Source organism: Leptotrichia sp. oral taxon 215 str. W9775, assembly GCF_000469505.1.
In the GTDB taxonomy this organism is placed as follows: domain Bacteria; phylum Fusobacteriota; class Fusobacteriia; order Fusobacteriales; family Leptotrichiaceae; genus Leptotrichia_A.
The window spans coordinates 1-16778 of the sequence record NZ_KI272859.1 but is presented as its reverse complement, the minus strand read 5'-3'; the positions used below and the strand labels follow the sequence as shown (position 1 = coordinate 16778).

General features: G+C 32.0%; 15 protein-coding genes. 2 read left to right on the top strand and 13 right to left on the bottom strand.

Annotation, left to right across the window (positions count from 1 at the left end):
• Entirely contained in the window at positions 1-1767 is a 1767-nt protein-coding gene (locus HMPREF1984_RS06870; RefSeq protein WP_021767225.1) for an NADH-dependent [FeFe] hydrogenase, group A6, read from the top strand.
• Between the two features lie 123 nt (positions 1768-1890).
• Here the strand turns inward: HMPREF1984_RS06870 and HMPREF1984_RS06865 are convergent, their stop codons facing one another.
• The 12 genes from HMPREF1984_RS06865 to HMPREF1984_RS06810 all read right to left on the bottom strand — a co-directional run bounded on the left by HMPREF1984_RS06865 (position 1891) and on the right by HMPREF1984_RS06810 (position 13832).
• Positions 1891-2985: a DUF5984 family protein gene (locus HMPREF1984_RS06865; protein WP_021767224.1), complete on the bottom strand. Its 1095-nt coding sequence runs from the start codon at positions 2983-2985 to the stop codon at positions 1891-1893.
• A gap of 41 nt (positions 2986-3026) precedes the next feature.
• Positions 3027-4055, bottom strand: a complete 1029-nt coding sequence (locus tag HMPREF1984_RS06860; RefSeq protein WP_021767223.1) for an ABC transporter substrate-binding protein — start codon at positions 4053-4055, stop codon at positions 3027-3029.
• 16 nt (positions 4056-4071) lie between these two features.
• Positions 4072-4644 (bottom strand): ATP-binding cassette domain-containing protein, encoded by a 573-nt coding sequence (locus HMPREF1984_RS06855; protein ID WP_021767222.1) that lies wholly within the window; start codon positions 4642-4644, stop codon positions 4072-4074.
• A 1-nt stretch (position 4645) separates the two neighbouring features.
• Positions 4646-5404 carry an ABC transporter permease gene (locus HMPREF1984_RS06850; protein WP_021767221.1) on the bottom strand — a complete coding sequence of 253 codons (759 nt, stop codon included), beginning with the start codon at positions 5402-5404 and terminating at the stop codon, positions 4646-4648.
• A gap of 60 nt (positions 5405-5464) precedes the next feature.
• Positions 5465-7048 carry a ClC family H(+)/Cl(-) exchange transporter gene (locus HMPREF1984_RS06845; protein WP_021767220.1) on the bottom strand — a complete coding sequence of 528 codons (1584 nt, stop codon included), beginning with the start codon at positions 7046-7048 and terminating at the stop codon, positions 5465-5467.
• Positions 7049-7304: 256 nt separating this feature from the next.
• Positions 7305-8447, bottom strand: coding sequence for a 5-methyltetrahydropteroyltriglutamate--homocysteine S-methyltransferase (locus HMPREF1984_RS06840; protein ID WP_021767219.1), 1143 nt, complete (start codon positions 8445-8447; stop codon positions 7305-7307).
• Positions 8448-8521: 74 nt separating this feature from the next.
• A complete protein-coding gene (metE, locus tag HMPREF1984_RS06835; RefSeq protein WP_021767218.1) occupies positions 8522-10810 on the bottom strand; it encodes a 5-methyltetrahydropteroyltriglutamate--homocysteine S-methyltransferase in 2289 nt (762 codons plus the stop codon).
• Between the two features lie 153 nt (positions 10811-10963).
• Positions 10964-11410 (bottom strand): OmpA family protein, encoded by a 447-nt coding sequence (locus tag HMPREF1984_RS06830; protein WP_021767217.1) that lies wholly within the window; start codon positions 11408-11410, stop codon positions 10964-10966.
• Positions 11411-11497: 87 nt separating this feature from the next.
• Positions 11498-12412, bottom strand: coding sequence for a LysR family transcriptional regulator (locus HMPREF1984_RS06825; RefSeq protein ID WP_021767216.1), 915 nt, complete (start codon positions 12410-12412; stop codon positions 11498-11500).
• Positions 12413-12437: 25 nt separating this feature from the next.
• On the bottom strand, positions 12438-12830 hold the full coding sequence (locus HMPREF1984_RS06820) for a type II toxin-antitoxin system HicB family antitoxin (protein WP_021767215.1): 393 nt from the start codon (positions 12828-12830) through the stop codon (positions 12438-12440).
• A 15-nt stretch (positions 12831-12845) separates the two neighbouring features.
• Entirely contained in the window at positions 12846-13037 is a 192-nt protein-coding gene (locus HMPREF1984_RS06815; protein ID WP_021767214.1) for a type II toxin-antitoxin system HicA family toxin, read from the bottom strand.
• 66 nt (positions 13038-13103) lie between these two features.
• Positions 13104-13832 carry a bifunctional 2-polyprenyl-6-hydroxyphenol methylase/3-demethylubiquinol 3-O-methyltransferase UbiG gene (locus HMPREF1984_RS06810; RefSeq protein WP_232219692.1) on the bottom strand — a complete coding sequence of 243 codons (729 nt, stop codon included), beginning with the start codon at positions 13830-13832 and terminating at the stop codon, positions 13104-13106.
• Between the two features lie 202 nt (positions 13833-14034).
• Between HMPREF1984_RS06810 and HMPREF1984_RS06805 the strand changes: the two genes are divergently transcribed.
• Positions 14035-15420, top strand: a complete 1386-nt coding sequence (locus HMPREF1984_RS06805) for an MATE family efflux transporter (RefSeq protein WP_021767212.1) — start codon at positions 14035-14037, stop codon at positions 15418-15420.
• Positions 15421-15537: 117 nt separating this feature from the next.
• Here HMPREF1984_RS06805 and HMPREF1984_RS06800 read toward each other — a convergent pair whose 3' ends face one another.
• A complete protein-coding gene (locus HMPREF1984_RS06800; protein WP_021767211.1) occupies positions 15538-15993 on the bottom strand; it encodes a hypothetical protein in 456 nt (151 codons plus the stop codon).
• Between the last annotated feature and the right edge of the window lie 785 nt (positions 15994-16778).

Sequence of the window (16778 nt, the reverse complement as noted above, 5' to 3'; positions counted from 1 at the left end):
ATGGATGATAAAAAAATGGTAAATGTTATTATAGATGATAAGCATATACAGGTTCCGGCAGGAACTACGATACATACGGCCGCAAAAGAAGTAGGAATCAATATTCCTACTCTATGCTACCTAAATTTAAAGGATTTTGGATGTGTAAATAAGGTTGCTTCGTGCAGAGTCTGCGTTGTTGAAGTAGAAGGAAAAGGAAATCTTGCACCAGCATGTTCAACTCCTGTATTTGAAGGAATGAAAGTTTGTACTAACTCTATAAGGGTACTGAATTCCAGAAAAACAGTTCTGGAACTTATGCTTTCAGATCACCCTAAAGACTGTCTGACTTGTCAGAAATCAGGAGAATGCGAACTTCAGGATCTTGCAATATCTTTTGGTATAAGAGAAATAAAATATAAAGGTAAAGAATCTACTTACAGAAAAGATGCTACAAAATCAATTATACGTGACAGGGATAAATGTATAATGTGCAGACGTTGTGAAACTATGTGTAATGAAGTACAGACTGTCGGTGTTCTTTCAGCAATTGACAGAGGATTCAATGCTGTTGTTTCTACAGCTCTTGAAATGGATCTTAAAGATTCAGTATGTACTTTCTGTGGACAATGTGTTGCTGTATGTCCTACAGGAGCCCTTGTTGAAAGAGATGCAACATGGGATGTTCTTGCTGCACTTGCAAACCCTAAGAAAACAGTTATTGTTCAGACTGCCCCTGCAGTAAGAACTGCTTTAGGAGAAGAATTTGGATATCCTGCAGGTACAGGGGTTACTGGAAAATTGGCTGCTGCACTTAGAAAACTTGGATTCAACAAAGTATTTGATACAGATTTTGCAGCAGATTTAACTATAATGGAAGAAGCTTCAGAATTACTTGACAGACTTACAAGATATAAAGCCGGAGATAAAACTGTAAAATTACCTCTGCTTACTTCCTGCTGTCCAGCATGGGTAAATTTCTTTGAACATAATTTCCCTGATCTTCTAGATATTCCTTCTTCTGCAAAATCACCAATGCAAATGTTCTCTGCTGTTGCAAAGAATATATACACAAAGGAATTAGGAATCGACAGAAAAGATCTTGTTGTAGTTTCTGTAATGCCATGTCTTGCAAAAAAATACGAGGCTGACAGGGAAGAATTCTCAAAAGATGGAAATTATGACACAGATATCGTTATAACTACAAGAGAATTGGCAAGACTTATAAAATATGCAAATATAAACTTCCATTCACTTGAAGATGAAGACTTTGATAAACCTCTTGGTGAATCTACAGGAGCAGGAGTAATTTTCGGAAGAACTGGAGGAGTTATAGAAGCTGCCTTAAGAACTGCTGCTGACTGGTACACTGGAGAAAGCCTTGAAAAAATAGATTATAAGGAAGTAAGAGGACTTGAAGGTGTAAGAAGTGCAGATGTTAAAGTGGGAGACCTTGATTTAAAAATAGGAATTGCCCATGGTCTTGGTGAAGCAAGAAAGCTTCTTAATGAAATAAGGGCAGGAAAATCCCAGTATCATGCAATAGAAATTATGGCATGTAAAGGTGGATGTATCGGTGGAGGTGGACAGCCTTATCACCATGGAGATACTGAAATTCTTAAAAAGAGAATATCTGTAATCAATTCGGAAGATACTTCTAAAACATTGAGAAAATCTCATGAAAACCCTTACATCAAGCGTTTATACGAAGCATATTTTGATAAACCTATGAGCCATAATGCTCATGAACTGCTTCATACACGTTATTTTGAAAAGAATAAGATTTAGAACTGATATCCTATAAAATACAAATTTATTGATATACTAGTTAATTACCTCGCCTAAAATATAGAAAAACGATATTTATAAAACTTATGTTGAATAAATATCGTTTTTTTACTTTTTAATTTCCTAAATTTTTTTTAACTCATTCAATGAATATTCTGCCACTTCTGAAACTTCCTTATCATTTAATAATTTCACCAGAACTTTCTCCAACTGAAAATTTTTGAATTTATAAAGTCTATAGATAATTGGAATTCGTGCTTCTCCATACATTCTATTTTCTATTATTTCTATTAAATCTTCCAGTATATTTTCATCCTGTATGAGAGATAATGTATTTGCTATTGTAAATCTATAAATAAAATCTTTTGTTTTATGAAATTCTTCCAAAAGAAATTTACTGGCACTAACAAAACCTTTAACTCCTAAAAACCTTACTAAATGCTTTTTGATATCCAGTTCAAATAATTTTAAATATTTTAAGAAAACTGGAACTATATTTTTATCTTTTTCATCCAATAGCATCAAATCATATATTGAATTAAAATTGTATCCTGATTTATTTATTTCTTCTAAAAAATTTCTCTGAAGAGAATCTTCACTTACTCTTTTATATAAATAACTACTGTCAATATATTTTCCATTAAAGACCGATTTCATTTTTTTAGATATAATTTCTGTAATTCTTTCTACTCTATCAATAAAAGACAAGACTTCTTTTTCAAATTTTTCCATATTTACAAAAAAACTTCCTTTTGGATGAGTAAATTCAATTTTGTAATTTTTATTATCTGTATATTTATTTTTACTATCCCATGAGATTTCTATCTTGTTTTCAATTCTCCTAAACATTACATCTGGATATATCATTTCAAGCCCTGAAAAAGTCCATAAATGTCGTTCACTCCATTCATAAACAGCTTCAAACCATTCAATTTCTTTATTTTCCTTAATTCCAATGGCATAGGCTTTTTTTCTTATTTCAATTCCTGAATTCCCATCTACTGCTAGTGGAAATTCATCATTTTTATTTAGAATAAATTTTAAATTATTTTTAAACCAGTCAGATAAAAATATTAAGTTACCTGTATCTTCTTCTATTCTGCCATCAACTGTAAATTCACAAATATTTCTATCATCAACATATACTTTTAAAATCCAGTCTTCATAAGATATTTCAGGTCTATAATAAAATTTTATTAAAAATATATCTTTTTTCATATCTTTTTTACTCTATCTTTCAATTTTCATTAACCATCATCTTATTTCTGAATATAATAGAAATCATCACCAGGAACTTTTCCACCAATTATTTTTGGATTTCCTTCGTGTAATATTCTTAAGTATTCAGAAATTTTTTCCTTCATTTCTTCTCCGGCAACAAAAGTGACATTAGTCTTAGGAATAGCTTTTTTAGCTATAGGCTCAGGAATTATATTGTATTTTCCAAGCAGTTTTGCTCCCTCATCTACATTCTCATTAAGGTATTTTACTGACTGTTCATACTCCTTCAGGAAATTTGCCACTTTTTCAGGATTCTTTTCTGCAAATTCCTTATTAAATACTATTACTCCTGATACTTGCGAACCTTTTTTAGTTCCTGGAACTTTATCCCACTCATCAGCCAATGCAAATGCCACCTTCAAATTAGGATTTTTAGCCTGTGCAACTGTTACAAAAGGCTGATTAAGAAGTGCTATACCTTTAGGATCGTTTGCCAGTGCACTTACTACTTCCGCAGCTTCTGATTTGAATTCAAGCTTGACATCTTTTCCAGGTTCAAGTCCATTTCCTTTAAGCACGTAATTAAGCACTATTTCAGGAGTTGCTCCCTTCCCATTTAGATATAATGTTTTTCCTTTCAAATCCTTCACACTTTTAACTGTTTCTCCACCATTTTCAACAACATAAAGTATTCCAAAAGCTATAATTGATGCCACCTGAATTTTCCCTTCTGTCTTATTGTAAAGAACTGAAGCCAGATTTGACGGTATTGAAGCAATATCAACTTCACCTTTTCCTATCATTGCAATCATTTCATCAGGTGTACTCACTATTTTAGTGTCATACTTGTTTAAAGTCTTTCCTTCTTCATTGTCAGCAAAAAGTTTCACAAATCCCATTGCAGGAGGTCCCTTTATTGCAGCAACTCTAATAACACCGTCTTCTTTTTTCACTTCCTGTGTTACCTGTGTATCCTGTTTTTTCTCCTCTTTCTTTTCCCCGCAGCTGATAACTGTGAATATAAGCACCATTATAAGTGCAAAAACATTGAAAAATCTCTTTTTCATCTACATCACACCTTCCTTATTTTAAGTTTATTATTTTGCAGTTTAATGCCAACGCTTCATCTATATCATGTGTAACCATTATTACTGTTCTATCCTTTAATTTTTCCTTCAGATACTCAATGACAGTTTTTCTGGTTTCCACATCCAGTCCCTTAAAAGGCTCATCAAATATTACAATATCCGAATCAGCCATAATGCTCCTTATTATTGCCACCCGTCTTTTCATTCCACCGCTCAGTTCCTTAACAGGCTTTTCTGTACTCCCTGAAAGTCCTATATTTTCCAGTTCCTTTCGTATTTCCTGCAAAGTAACATTCTTTTCACATACGATGGCAACATTTGTCACTGCCGGCAGATTTTCGCAGAGTCTGTCCTCCTGAAAGACTGCACTTATTTTCTTGTTTTCCATTCCTTCAATACTGCCTGCATCATACTTTTCAAGACCCATCAGTATTCTCAGAAGAGTTGTTTTTCCAAGTCCTGATTTTCCCATAATTGCCGTTGTTTTTCTTTCCTCAAGGTCAAATGACCTGTCTTTAAAAATTACATTCTCTCCATATTTCTTTGAAAGATTTCTTATTCTAATCATACTATCTTCCCTCTATCTTTCTTACGCAAAGTTTTATAAGATATACAAAAACCTTTTCGCTTATAAATCCCAGTATAATAATCACAATCGCCCATGAAAAGAGGTTTACTGTATTCAGATAGACTTTTGACTCGTATAGTACTTCTCCTATCGAACCTGTCGGAATTCCTATTACTTCCGCCGCAATCCCTGATTTCCATGCTATTCCGAGGGCATTGAGTCCTCCTGATTCAAAATAGGGTAATATCTGGGATATATAAATGTAAATTATCTTTTTTAATGCCGTTATCCTGAAAACCTTTGCCATTTCAAGAAGATTTTTATCCACTTCTTCCAATCCCTTGAGAATACTCACATAAATTATAGGAAGTGTCATAAATACCGAAACAAGGATGGAAAGATTTTTAACATCTGTCCATATGAGAAACAGTATTATCACAGCTGCAGTAGGTACTGACCTTATGGAAGTAATAATCGGATGAAGAAGTATCTTTACTGCCTTAAAATTATACGACAGCACTGCAAGTACAATTCCTGTAAATATTGCAATGAAAAAACCTGCCATTATGTGAAAATAGGAAAAAAATATCCTTTCCCAGAAGTTCCGTTCAAAAGCAGATACCACAGTCTGCTTCAGTACAGCCAGAGGAGATGCCAGAAGCAGCTCCTGATTTATTTTACCGGCAATAATCTGCCATAATATTATCCAAAATATGAGGGATAACCCCTTCACTAAAAAAGTTTTCCATTTCTTTATCATTTTTCTCCTGACATAATTTTTTAGTTATTTTCCCAAATCATATTTTCTCTCCAAAATTTTTTAAACTATCCTTGCTGCATCATCTTTTAACTTCGATGCATATTCACTTGCTGTCTTGTATGTAGTTATTATTACAAGCTGATTTCCACTCTTAAGAACTGTTTCTCCATCAGGAATAGTTTCCTTTCCATTTGCCCTCACACTTACTATAAGCAATGTCTTTGGCAGTTTCAGTTCCTTTATTTTCTTGTTTTCAAATTCCGAATTCATTCCTACATGGATAAGCAGCGTTACAATCCTGCTTTCTTCTCCGGAATTTCCTGTCTCAGCTTTTTTACCTGCAAACATATTTTCAAATAATGTTTCATAAATAGGTTCCATTTTAAACAATTCCGTTAAAACGTAAGTCATTGTAACTACAATAATCAGCATAAACAGATAGGAGAAATTCCCTGTCATTTCCAGAATAAGAATAATCCCCGTTATCGGTGCCCTTACTACTGCTGTAAAATATGCAGCCATTCCAAGCAGCATAAAATGTACTATAAATTCCTCAGGTAATGAAAAATATGTATGTAGCACCTCTCCGTATATTTTCCCTACTAATGCTCCAATAACAAGCATTGGAAAGAATATTCCTCCCGGGAATCCTGTCCCGTAGCATAACATTGTGTAAAAAAACTTAAGGAACAGTATCAGTACAAGTATTTTCAGAGGAGCACTTTCCTTGAACATACGGACTATGAGCAGATGCCCTCCACCGGTAACATCTTTAAAAAATACTGCTATAAGAAATGGTATAACCATAAAAATTGATACTCTTAAATATCTGTTTATCTTTATATTCTTATATTTTTTCTGAAAAAATACAAGAAAAAATGAAAATGCTTTTCCTGAAATTGTTATAACCAGTGCAAATATCACTGTTATTATTAACGTAAATATCGGAGATGCTGTTTTAGGCAGAATAAAATTATACTGAAAGGTTGTTTCTGAACCTAGAATAAGCCTTAAAATATAGTTAGCTCCTCCACTTGCCACCAGTACACATATCAGAAGTAACGGTGAAAAGAATTTGTGCAGTTCCTCCAGTGCAAATACCGTTCCTGCGAGTGGAGCATTAAATGCGGCTGATATTCCTGCACTTGCACCACATGTAACAAGGTATTTTTCCTCCACTTCTGATACTTTAAAAATTTTTCTTATCCCTTCTCCTACTAGGGCTCCAAGATGAATGGAAGGCCCTTCCCTTCCCATTGACATTCCAGTTCCTATTGCAAAAACTCCTCCAAAAAATTTAGTTAACAGTTCGGGAACCCAGTTAAACTCTATCTTTTTCTGTAAAAGTCCACTTACTTGCGGTATTCCGCTTCCACCAATTAACGGATACTTTGCCAGCATAAATTCTACTGCCAGTCCCAGAAGTATAAAAATTGCCAGTCCCGTTATCATTTTTAAAGGGGTTATTTCTGCAAAAAATGAATTTCTCAGATGTGAGGATTTTTCAAGCAGCACTGTATAAAGGACAACAATCCCTCCTGCTATCATTCCCGTTAATAGACATAAGAAAATTAAAAATATATTTCTTTTTCTTGTTTTCAGCTGCTGTATATTTTTCAGCTCCTGTATCGTGTCTTTAGCCATATCTCTTCTCCATTATTTATTTCTTTAATAAAACTACGTAAATAGTATACCCTACATATTTTTAAAAAGCAATGTTTATTAGGAAAGGTAAAAAATGGCACGGTACATCAATGAATGATCGGACTCAGCATTACACATTAAATTTTTAGCTTTTCTTTAATGCGTTGAGTAATCTCACATTAACTTAAATTTTACAATAAAAGGAAGGGCAGAAAACAATTTTTCTACTCTTCCTTTTTATATCAGTTATTTTTTACTAGCTTCCCCATACTTCATCTGCAATTTCCTTAATGAATCTAAGTTTTGCCCATTGCTGTTCTTCAGTAAGTCTATTTCCTTCTTCAGTTGAGGCAAATCCACATTGAGGACTTAAGTACAGTCTGTCCAACGGAATATATTTTGAAGCTTCCTTTATACGTGAAATTACTGTCTCCTTTTCTTCCAATGTTGGATTTTTGGAAGTTATAAGCCCCAGAACAACTTTCTTGTCTCCTGACACCTTTGCCAGCGATTCAAAAGTTCCTGCTCTTTCTGTATCAAATTCCAAATAATAGGCATTTACATCTTCTTTACCAAAAAGTTCATCGGCAATCTTGTCATATCCTCCTTGACCAAACCATGTTGAATCGTAATTACCACGACATACATGTGTATTTATCACTAAATCTTCCTGATTATCCTGAAATACCCTGTTGTTTATATTTAAAAATTTTTCTGCAAATTCACGTCTGATTACTTCCTTATTCCTGTCACTTTTTTCAATAAATGACTCAATAAAGTTATCATCTACAAGACATCCCCATGTACAGTCATCAATCTGTAATGTTCTAAGACCTTCTTTATATAAATCATTTATAACAGTCTTATAGGCATTTACAATATCATCTTCCAGTTCTTTGAAATCCGGATAAGCCTTTAGCAATGCCTCCACATGCTTATCCTCTCTTACAAGCTCAGCGTAAAACTGTGCAGGTGCAGGTATTGTAAGCCTTGCTTCAACATTTTCTTTATCTTTTACCAGATCCCTTAAAAATGTATAATGCTTTACAAACGGATGATTTTCACCACTAATTTTCCCTGTAACAATTGCTGTATCATCACGAGTAATTACTCCATTAAATTCATATCCTTTGTCAGCATGAATATGTCCTATTCCATTAAATCCCCAGAAAAAATCCAGATGCCAGTAACTACGTCTGAATTCCCCATCAGTTACACTCGTATACCCAAGTTCAATCTGTTTATCTACAATTTTCTTTATTTCCTCATCTTCAATTTTTGTTAATTCTTCCCCATTTATATTTCCTTCTTCAAAATCTTTTCTTGCTTTTTTCAGTCTTTCAGTCCTCAAAAAACTTCCTACTGTATCATGTCTATGTGGTGCATTTACTGTACACATATTTATCATCTCCTTTATTTATAAATTTATTATATTTTTGCTTTTTTACATTTTTTACTTTTTTAATAATATTTTTATAATCTACTTTTCACAATTTCTGTAGCTTTCACAAGATTTTCCAGACTTTTTACAGTTTCTACAATTCCTCTTGTCTTTAATCCACAGTCTGGATTTACCCACAATTTATCTTTTCCAATTTTTTCAATCATTCTGTCTAAAGCTATTACAATTTCTTCAACTGAAGGTACTCTAGGGGAATGAATATCATAAACTCCAGGACCTACTTCTGTTTCAAAATTATTTTCTTTTAAGAAATCAAGAATTGTCAGTTTTGATCTTGAAGCTTCAAATGTTATAACATCAGCATCCATATTATCGATATCTTTTATTATATCCTCAAACTGGCTATAACACATATGTGTATGAATCTGCGTATCCTCCTTTACTCCACTATGACAAAGCCTGAATGCCTTTAATCCCCAGTCAAGATATTCCTTATGCCAGTCTTCCTTTTTTAAAGGAAGCTTTTCCCTGAGTGCAGCTTCATCTATCTGTATTATTCTTATTCCTGCCTTTTCCAGATCAAGTACCTCTTCACGTATAGCAAGTCCAATCTGGAATGCCATCTCGCTTAATGACACATCCTCCCTTGGGAATGACCAGTTCAGTATCGTTACAGGCCCTGTAAGCATCCCTTTAACTGGCTTTTCAGTTAATTTCTGGGCATATTCAGAATACAAGACTGAAATTGGTTTTGTTCTTTTTACATCTCCAAAAATTATTGGCGGTTTTACACATCTTGTTCCATAAGACTGAACCCAGGCTTTTTCTGTAAATACATATCCTGCCAAATTTTCTCCGAAAAATTCAACCATGTCATTTCTTTCATATTCTCCATGTACAAGTACATCCAGTCCAATTTTTTCCTGTAACTTAACACATTCTTTTATGAAGTTAAATACATTTTTATCATATTCTTCCTTGTTAATTTCATTTTTTCTAAACTTACTTCTATTCAGTTTCACTTCCTTTGTCTGAGGGAAAGAACCTATTGTCGTTGTTGCAAGCAAAGGAATATTCAGCTTTTCTCTTTGTATTCTCTGTCTTTCCTTTCTTGTACCTTTTCTTACAAAATCATTATCTGTCAATTTTTCAACTTTATCTCTGACTTCCTTGTCTTCCATGCCCCTTTTAGAAGTTATGATTTCCTGATTTTTTATATAAAATTCATTTTCCTGTGTCTTTTCCAGAGAATTTTCTGACAAAATTTGACTTAATTCACCTAATTCCCTCAATTCTCCTAATTTTTCTTCAGCAAAAGAAAAATGTTTCAGTATATTTTCTGATAATTTTTCTTCATTTCTTAAAGTATAAGGTACATGAAGCAATGAACAGGAAGTTGTCACTACTATGTTTTCAGCTTTTCCCTTTAAGTTATTCAGAATATTTAAAACTTTTCTGTAATCACATTTCCAAATATTTTTCCCATTTACAACTCCTGCAAATAAAACTTTATCTTTTGGAAATCCGTTTTCAGCTATTAATTTTTCTGTTTTTCTTCCTTCAGTAAAATCAAGCCCTATTCCATCGAAATCGAGTTCTATTATTGTTCCATAGCAATCCCTCACATCTCCGAAATATGTCTGAAGCAGAACTTTTACATCTTTCTTATTTTTTAAAATTTCTGTATAAACTTCTTCAAATAGCTTTATATCTTCCTCTGTCTGATCTGTTACCAACTGCGGCTCTTCAATTTGAACCCATTCTATATTTTTTTCATTACATTTTTCCAATAATTCTACATAGGCATTTATGATATTACCTAAATATTCTCTTTTATCTTTATTTCCCGTTGTTTTAGCCAATTTATAAAATGTAAATGGTCCAATCACTGACGGATGAGTGTTTACTCCTAATTTTTCAGCTTCCTCGAGCTCACTAAATATCTTATCTGCATTTAATTTAATTTTTGCATAATCATCTAATTCAGGCACCATATAATGATAGTTTGTATTATACCATTTTCTCATTGAAAGAGCTTTTACATCCCCTTTTTCCCCCTGATAACCTCTCGCAATTGCAAAATATGTATTCAGTTCATTTAATCCTAAATCTCTATAATGCTTTGGAATTGCATTTAACAGGATTATTGTATCCAGTATTCCGTCATAAAATGAAAATGTATTTCCCGGAATAAATGAAATTTTTTCTTCCTTCTGTTTTAACCATTGATTTCTTCTAATCTCCTCAGCTATTTTTAGAAGTTCATTTTCTGTAATTTCATTTTTCCAATACTTCTCTATCGCAAATTTTAATTCCCTATTTTCCCCGATCCTTGGATATCCTATAATTGCTGTTTTCATAATTTATCTCCCTTATTTTCTATTTATTTTATGAAGCAATTATATACAAATATGTGATTTCTGTAAAATACATTTATTTTTCAGTTTGATATAACTTTTATTTATATCCATAAGCATAAAAATTTTGAATATAGATTAATGTACTCCTGTTAACTATTTTACCTGTTCCTTAAATTTAATGTTTTCAATAAAAATTTCAACTCTCCTATTATTATATCTTCCATTAACTGTCGCATTAGTATCTATCGGAAAATTTTCTCCTTCTCCTGTAATTTTATTAATTATAAATTTTTCATTCAATCCAAACTCTCTTAACATTTTTGCAGCATTTTCTGCCCTTATTATTGATAATTTCAAATTATGCCTTTTTGTTCCACTAGAATCTGCATGTCCAATAATTTCAATTGATCCACTTTCTGCAAAATTATTAATAAAATGTACAATGTATTCTATATCTTGGCTTCCATCTTCATTAATTATCTCTCCATTTACTTTAAAACCTCGAATTACACACTTTGTATCTCCTTTTGCACAAGGTACAAAAAGAGCCATTACATTCATACCAAATATCAACATTAAAAATATAACAATTTTTTTCACTGTTATCAGCTCCCATATTTCTATCTTAAAATTATTTTATAATAAAATCAAATTCAAAAGATTAATTAAAATGCTAAAAATATTAAATTACAGTATTTCCGTATATTTCAAATGCTCCTTCAAAGCTTCCACATAAACCTTTGCATAGATACTCAGTTCAATATTTTTCTGTGTTATAATCCCTACTTTTATATACTCATTTACTTTAAGAGGTCTGGCAATAATATTTTCCCCATTTAGCTCCTTATTGATTATTCCGGTACTTACCGTATATCCGTCAAGTCCGATTGCAAGATTAAACAATGTTGCCCTGTCCCGCACCTTTATGTTTTTATCTCTGTCAATTGTACTTAATATTTCTTCTGAAAAATAGAAGGAATTATAATCTCCCTGCTCAAAAGACAGATAAGGATAGTCTTTCAAATCCTCCAGATTTATAATCTTTTTCTTTGCAAGAGGATGATTGGAACTGATGAATACATGAGGTTTTGCTGTAAATAATTCTGTAAATTTCAGACCGTTTCTCTTTATCATCTTCTCAATTACAATTTTATTTGCTCCCGAAGTATACAGGATGCCTATTTCACTTTTCCTTTTGCTTACATCTTCTATAATTTCATTTGTCTGAGTTTCACGCAATGTAAAATCGTATTTGTTTTCCCCAAACTTCTTGATTACATCTACAAAGGCATTTACGGCAAAGGAATAATGCTGGGTAGATACAGAAAATCTTCTTGTTATATTGTTTCCTTTTTTGTACTGTTCCTCCAGCAAATCTGTCTGCTCCAGAACCTGTCTTGCATACCCGAGAAACCTGTCACCTTCATGGGAAACTATCACTCCTTTATTTGTCCTGTTGAAAATTGATATATTCATTTCATCTTCCAGTTCCCTTATTGCCTTAGTCAATGCTGGCTGTGAAATAAACAGTTCCTTTGCCGCATCACTCAGAGTTCCTTTTTCTGCGACTGTAACCACATATCTTAACTGCTGTAGTGTCATTTCTTTCTCCTAATAGTTTCAATTATTATATTCCTAACGTTTCCTTCAATGCAGTCTGAAGAATACTTGAAAAATTCAAGGAATGTTTTTCAGCTTCATCATTTAGCCATTTTGGAATAGTCAATGTTTTTTTCACAGACTGATTTTCAGCTTTTTCTAAAATAGGTGGAAGCCATACATCTATATACATTAAAAATTCTTCACTGCTCAGCTTTAGAGTGTTTTCTGCTATTTCTGGAAAAGGAACATTCTTTTTTGCCATAACAAGTAAAACTCCAGATAATACATCTTTAGCATTATTAACAACTTCCTCCAATGTTTCTCCGTCAGTAAAACATGATTCAAAATCTACAAAATTTGCATAATAAATATCTTTTTCCTTTTTTATTACACATGGATAAAAAATTCTATTTTTCATAGTCAATCTCCTCTATTAAAATTTAAGTCCTGTAATTCGTTCTATATTAGTTAATGTCCCTGAAGGTATATCTTTTTTAGTACATTTTACAGGACAAATTTTACCATTTTTTACATAAATTTGATGAGAGCCTGTTGTGTGATCTAGCTCCCAACCATTTCTTTTCATTATTTTAACAACTTCCCTATAAGATTTTGCTTTAGACATAATTTCCCCCTCTTTTATATTATACGTGTTATAGATACGTATGTCAATACTTTTAATTCTATATCCTTATTTCTCCCCTGTCATTACAAGCGGAGTTGATTTATCAATATCAAATACCGATTTGTCAAACCCGCCATATGTCTTTATATTTTTAAATCCGATTTTTTCAAAATAACCTTTTAACTCATTATAATTAATATTTAAAAGGACTTCCTCATTTTTTATTTCATTGTCTAAAATTGTTTTAAAAATAATATTTCCTTCTTCATTCAGGTAATAAAATCTCTCAAATTTTACATTTTCATTTTCTATTAGAGGAAGTGTCCCCAGAAAATTATTTTCATCCTTCTTTTTTACAAATTTAGAAAAATTTATAATCTGAATTATTATCTTACCTCCATTATTAAGCTGATGATAGGACTTCTCCAGAAACTCATATATTTCTTCGTTATTATTTAAGTGGGGAAGTGTATTCCCAATGTTTATTATCGTATCAAACTTTTCCAGCTTATCAATGTCCAGCATATTCATATTTACAACAGAAATGCCTTTCTGGACAGCTTTATTTATAAGCCTTTCATTAATATCAATTGAATGTACCTGAAAGCCTTTCCCTGAAAGGTATTCAGTAAGTTTTCCTGTGGCAGCTCCCACATCAAGTATCTTTTTACCTTTCACTTCCTCATCCAGAAATTTTTTCTGCATAGGAGATAAAGGAAATATATAGTCATATTTATCAGCTATTGTGTCATAAAATTTTTTCATATTAAGTTCATTTTCATTCATTTTTTTCATAAAATCATCTCCCTGCAAGTTTTATTTACAATTAACTACATTATACTTTCATTATAACTGTAAATGCAATAATAATTTTCCTTTAAAAATTCTTTTCTTTAAAAATAGGATAAATTCTGTTATAATATTTATACTGAAGAGATAATACAGCCATGTGCCGTATTATTTTTATTTTGAATAGAAAAGGAAAGGAGAATTGATAATGAATAAAGAAAAAGAAACAGTTATAAAAGAAAACAAAATGGGAACCATGCCCATTAACAAACTTATAATCAATATGTCACTGCCCCTTATTACATCAATGTTCGTACAGGCTTTTTACAATATAGTGGACAGTCTTTTTGTATCAAGAATAAATGAAGAGGCGCTTACTGCCGTTTCAATGTCTTTTCCTGCACAGAATCTTATGATTTCAGCAGGTACAGGTGTAGGAGTGGGGATTACTGCACTAATTGCAAGGTATTTAGGAGCAAAGGATGAAAAGGGAGTAACAAGAATTGTACACAATGGTATATTTCTCGGAATTTTAAACTCTATTCTGTTTGTTATTTTTGGAATATTTTTTATAAAATTCTATTTTCAATTCCAGAAGGCTTCGGGAATTATTGAAGAATACGGAATACAGTATTTAAGCCTATGCTCCATCTTCGCTTTTTCAATTATTATGGAAATTACATTTGAAAGAATGCTTATAGCATCAGGAAAAACCTTTTATACCATGATTACCCAAAGTACAGGAGCAATTATAAACATTATATTTGATCCAATTTTTATTTTTGGACTTCTAGGATTTCCAAAAATGGGAATAGTCGGAGCAGCCGTTGCAACTATTTTAGGACAGACAGTTTCAATGCTTATGGCATTATACTTCAATATTAAGAAAAATCATGAAGTACGTTTTGCAATAAAAAAATTTGCAGTAAATCTTAAAACTATTATAAATATATACGAAATTGGATTCCCGTCCATAATTATGCAGTCGGCAGCTTCATTCCTGATATTCCAGCTGAACAACCTCCTGGCTTCATTCTCTACAACAGCAACAGCTGTTCTGGGAGTTTACTTTAAACTGCAGAGTTTTGTTATCCTGCCTGTCTTTGGATTAAATAACTCCGTTGTATCCATTGTTTCATACAATTATGGTGCAGGAAAGATAAAAAGGCTTCTTCAAACTGTAAAACTGGCAAACGTGTATGCCTTCAGCATTATGTTCATTGGATTTATACTTTGTCAGACATTACCTGCTGAAATGCTTAAAATATTTGATGCTTCAGATAATATGCTTGCAATCGGAATTCCTGCCCTTAGAATAATAAGTTTTGCATTCCTTCTTGCTCCTTTTTCCGTCGTTTCAAGCGGAACTTTCCAGGCTTTAGGCAAGGGTATGTTTAGCCTTATTATATCCCTTATACGTCAGCTGGTTGTCATACTTCCGCTGTCATACCTTCTGGCAGGAATAATTGGAATAAACGGTGTCTGGCTATCTTTCCCTGTAGCAGAAGTAGTTGGTGGTATACTGACCGTTATTTATTTTAAGAAACTGTATAATAACGAAATCATGAAGAGAAATATTAAAAGACATAGATAGGAATCATGATTTATCAGTTTCACATGGAAAAATTCATTCTAAAAGCTAGAATTATTAATCCAAAAGCACATTTGACTTGGAATATCTTCCATCAGATGTGCTTTTATTTTGGTTATTTTATTTACATGTATTTACAAAGCCATTTGCTTTCTCTATTTTTTTACCTATCTCTTTTACTCCTGAAATATAATCATTATATGATAGGCCGTAAACTTTACCTTTTATCGTTTTCTTTAAACATTCGCCTTCATTAGAAAAACTTATAGGCAATCCATAGCCTGTTTTTAAATCCAGTAATGTCCATGTATCATTATTTATTGCCGTATTCTCCGGGATAATTAATTCAATTCCTTCAAACTGTACCTTCTTATTTACAGGTCTTTTTGCTATATCATCTATGGCTTTATATACTCCTTCCTTATATTTATCATTTTCATATGCTCCTCCTCCATCTTTTTTTCTACTTCTCTCCATTGCATTCGACTCTCTTATGTCATCCACAACCTGATTAAAATAGTAGCATGAACTTAACATCAGTAGCATCATCCCTATTGTCATTAGTCTTCTCATCATCTTAATCCAACTCCGTTTCTTTATTTTACTCTTTATTTTATTTTAATTATACCTTGTTTTAATAATATATGCCATTTGTTTTTCCTTTGGCAAAAATCATATATCATAAAAAAGGTTATCTTATGGGATAAAAATAGATTTGCATAAACTATAATAATTTGATATAATGAAAATACCTTAAGGTAGACCCTAAAAGGGTAAACTGAAATATAGTTAAATAAATTGGGATAAAAAAGGCTGGATTATTTCAGTCTTTTTTGTTATAATTTTTTGGGTTACCCAATAACCTAAACTATATTTCAGGAGGTACTGCTATGCTTAAAATAATAGTTGTACTGATTTTTATTTTAATCAGTTACAATTTGTTTTAATCATCAGACCTCTACCCTTAGGGGTATCAATAGGCTTTTATCGGGTCTATTTTTTATTATCATTAACCAAAGTATTTTTTGGACTGAGCTAACATCTGATAATAAATTATTCATTCCATTTCAATTCTAAAGCTCATAATTACCTCAAATTTTGATTCATTTTAATTTTTGGTATAAATTTATCAAATTAATTCTAGAATGTATTAAAGAATATTATTAACAGAGCTTCTTTGTCCATAATATATTCACTCCTTCATTTTTAAACTATATGTCAGCAATATTATATCTGATTTGTTCTTTTACGCCTTAAATTCTGGGCTCTATAATATATGTGGGGTGAAAAAAATAACAAGATAAAAATAATAAAGAGGCTATCTTACGGGATAAAAAAATTCGACAACCTTAAAAAGCTTA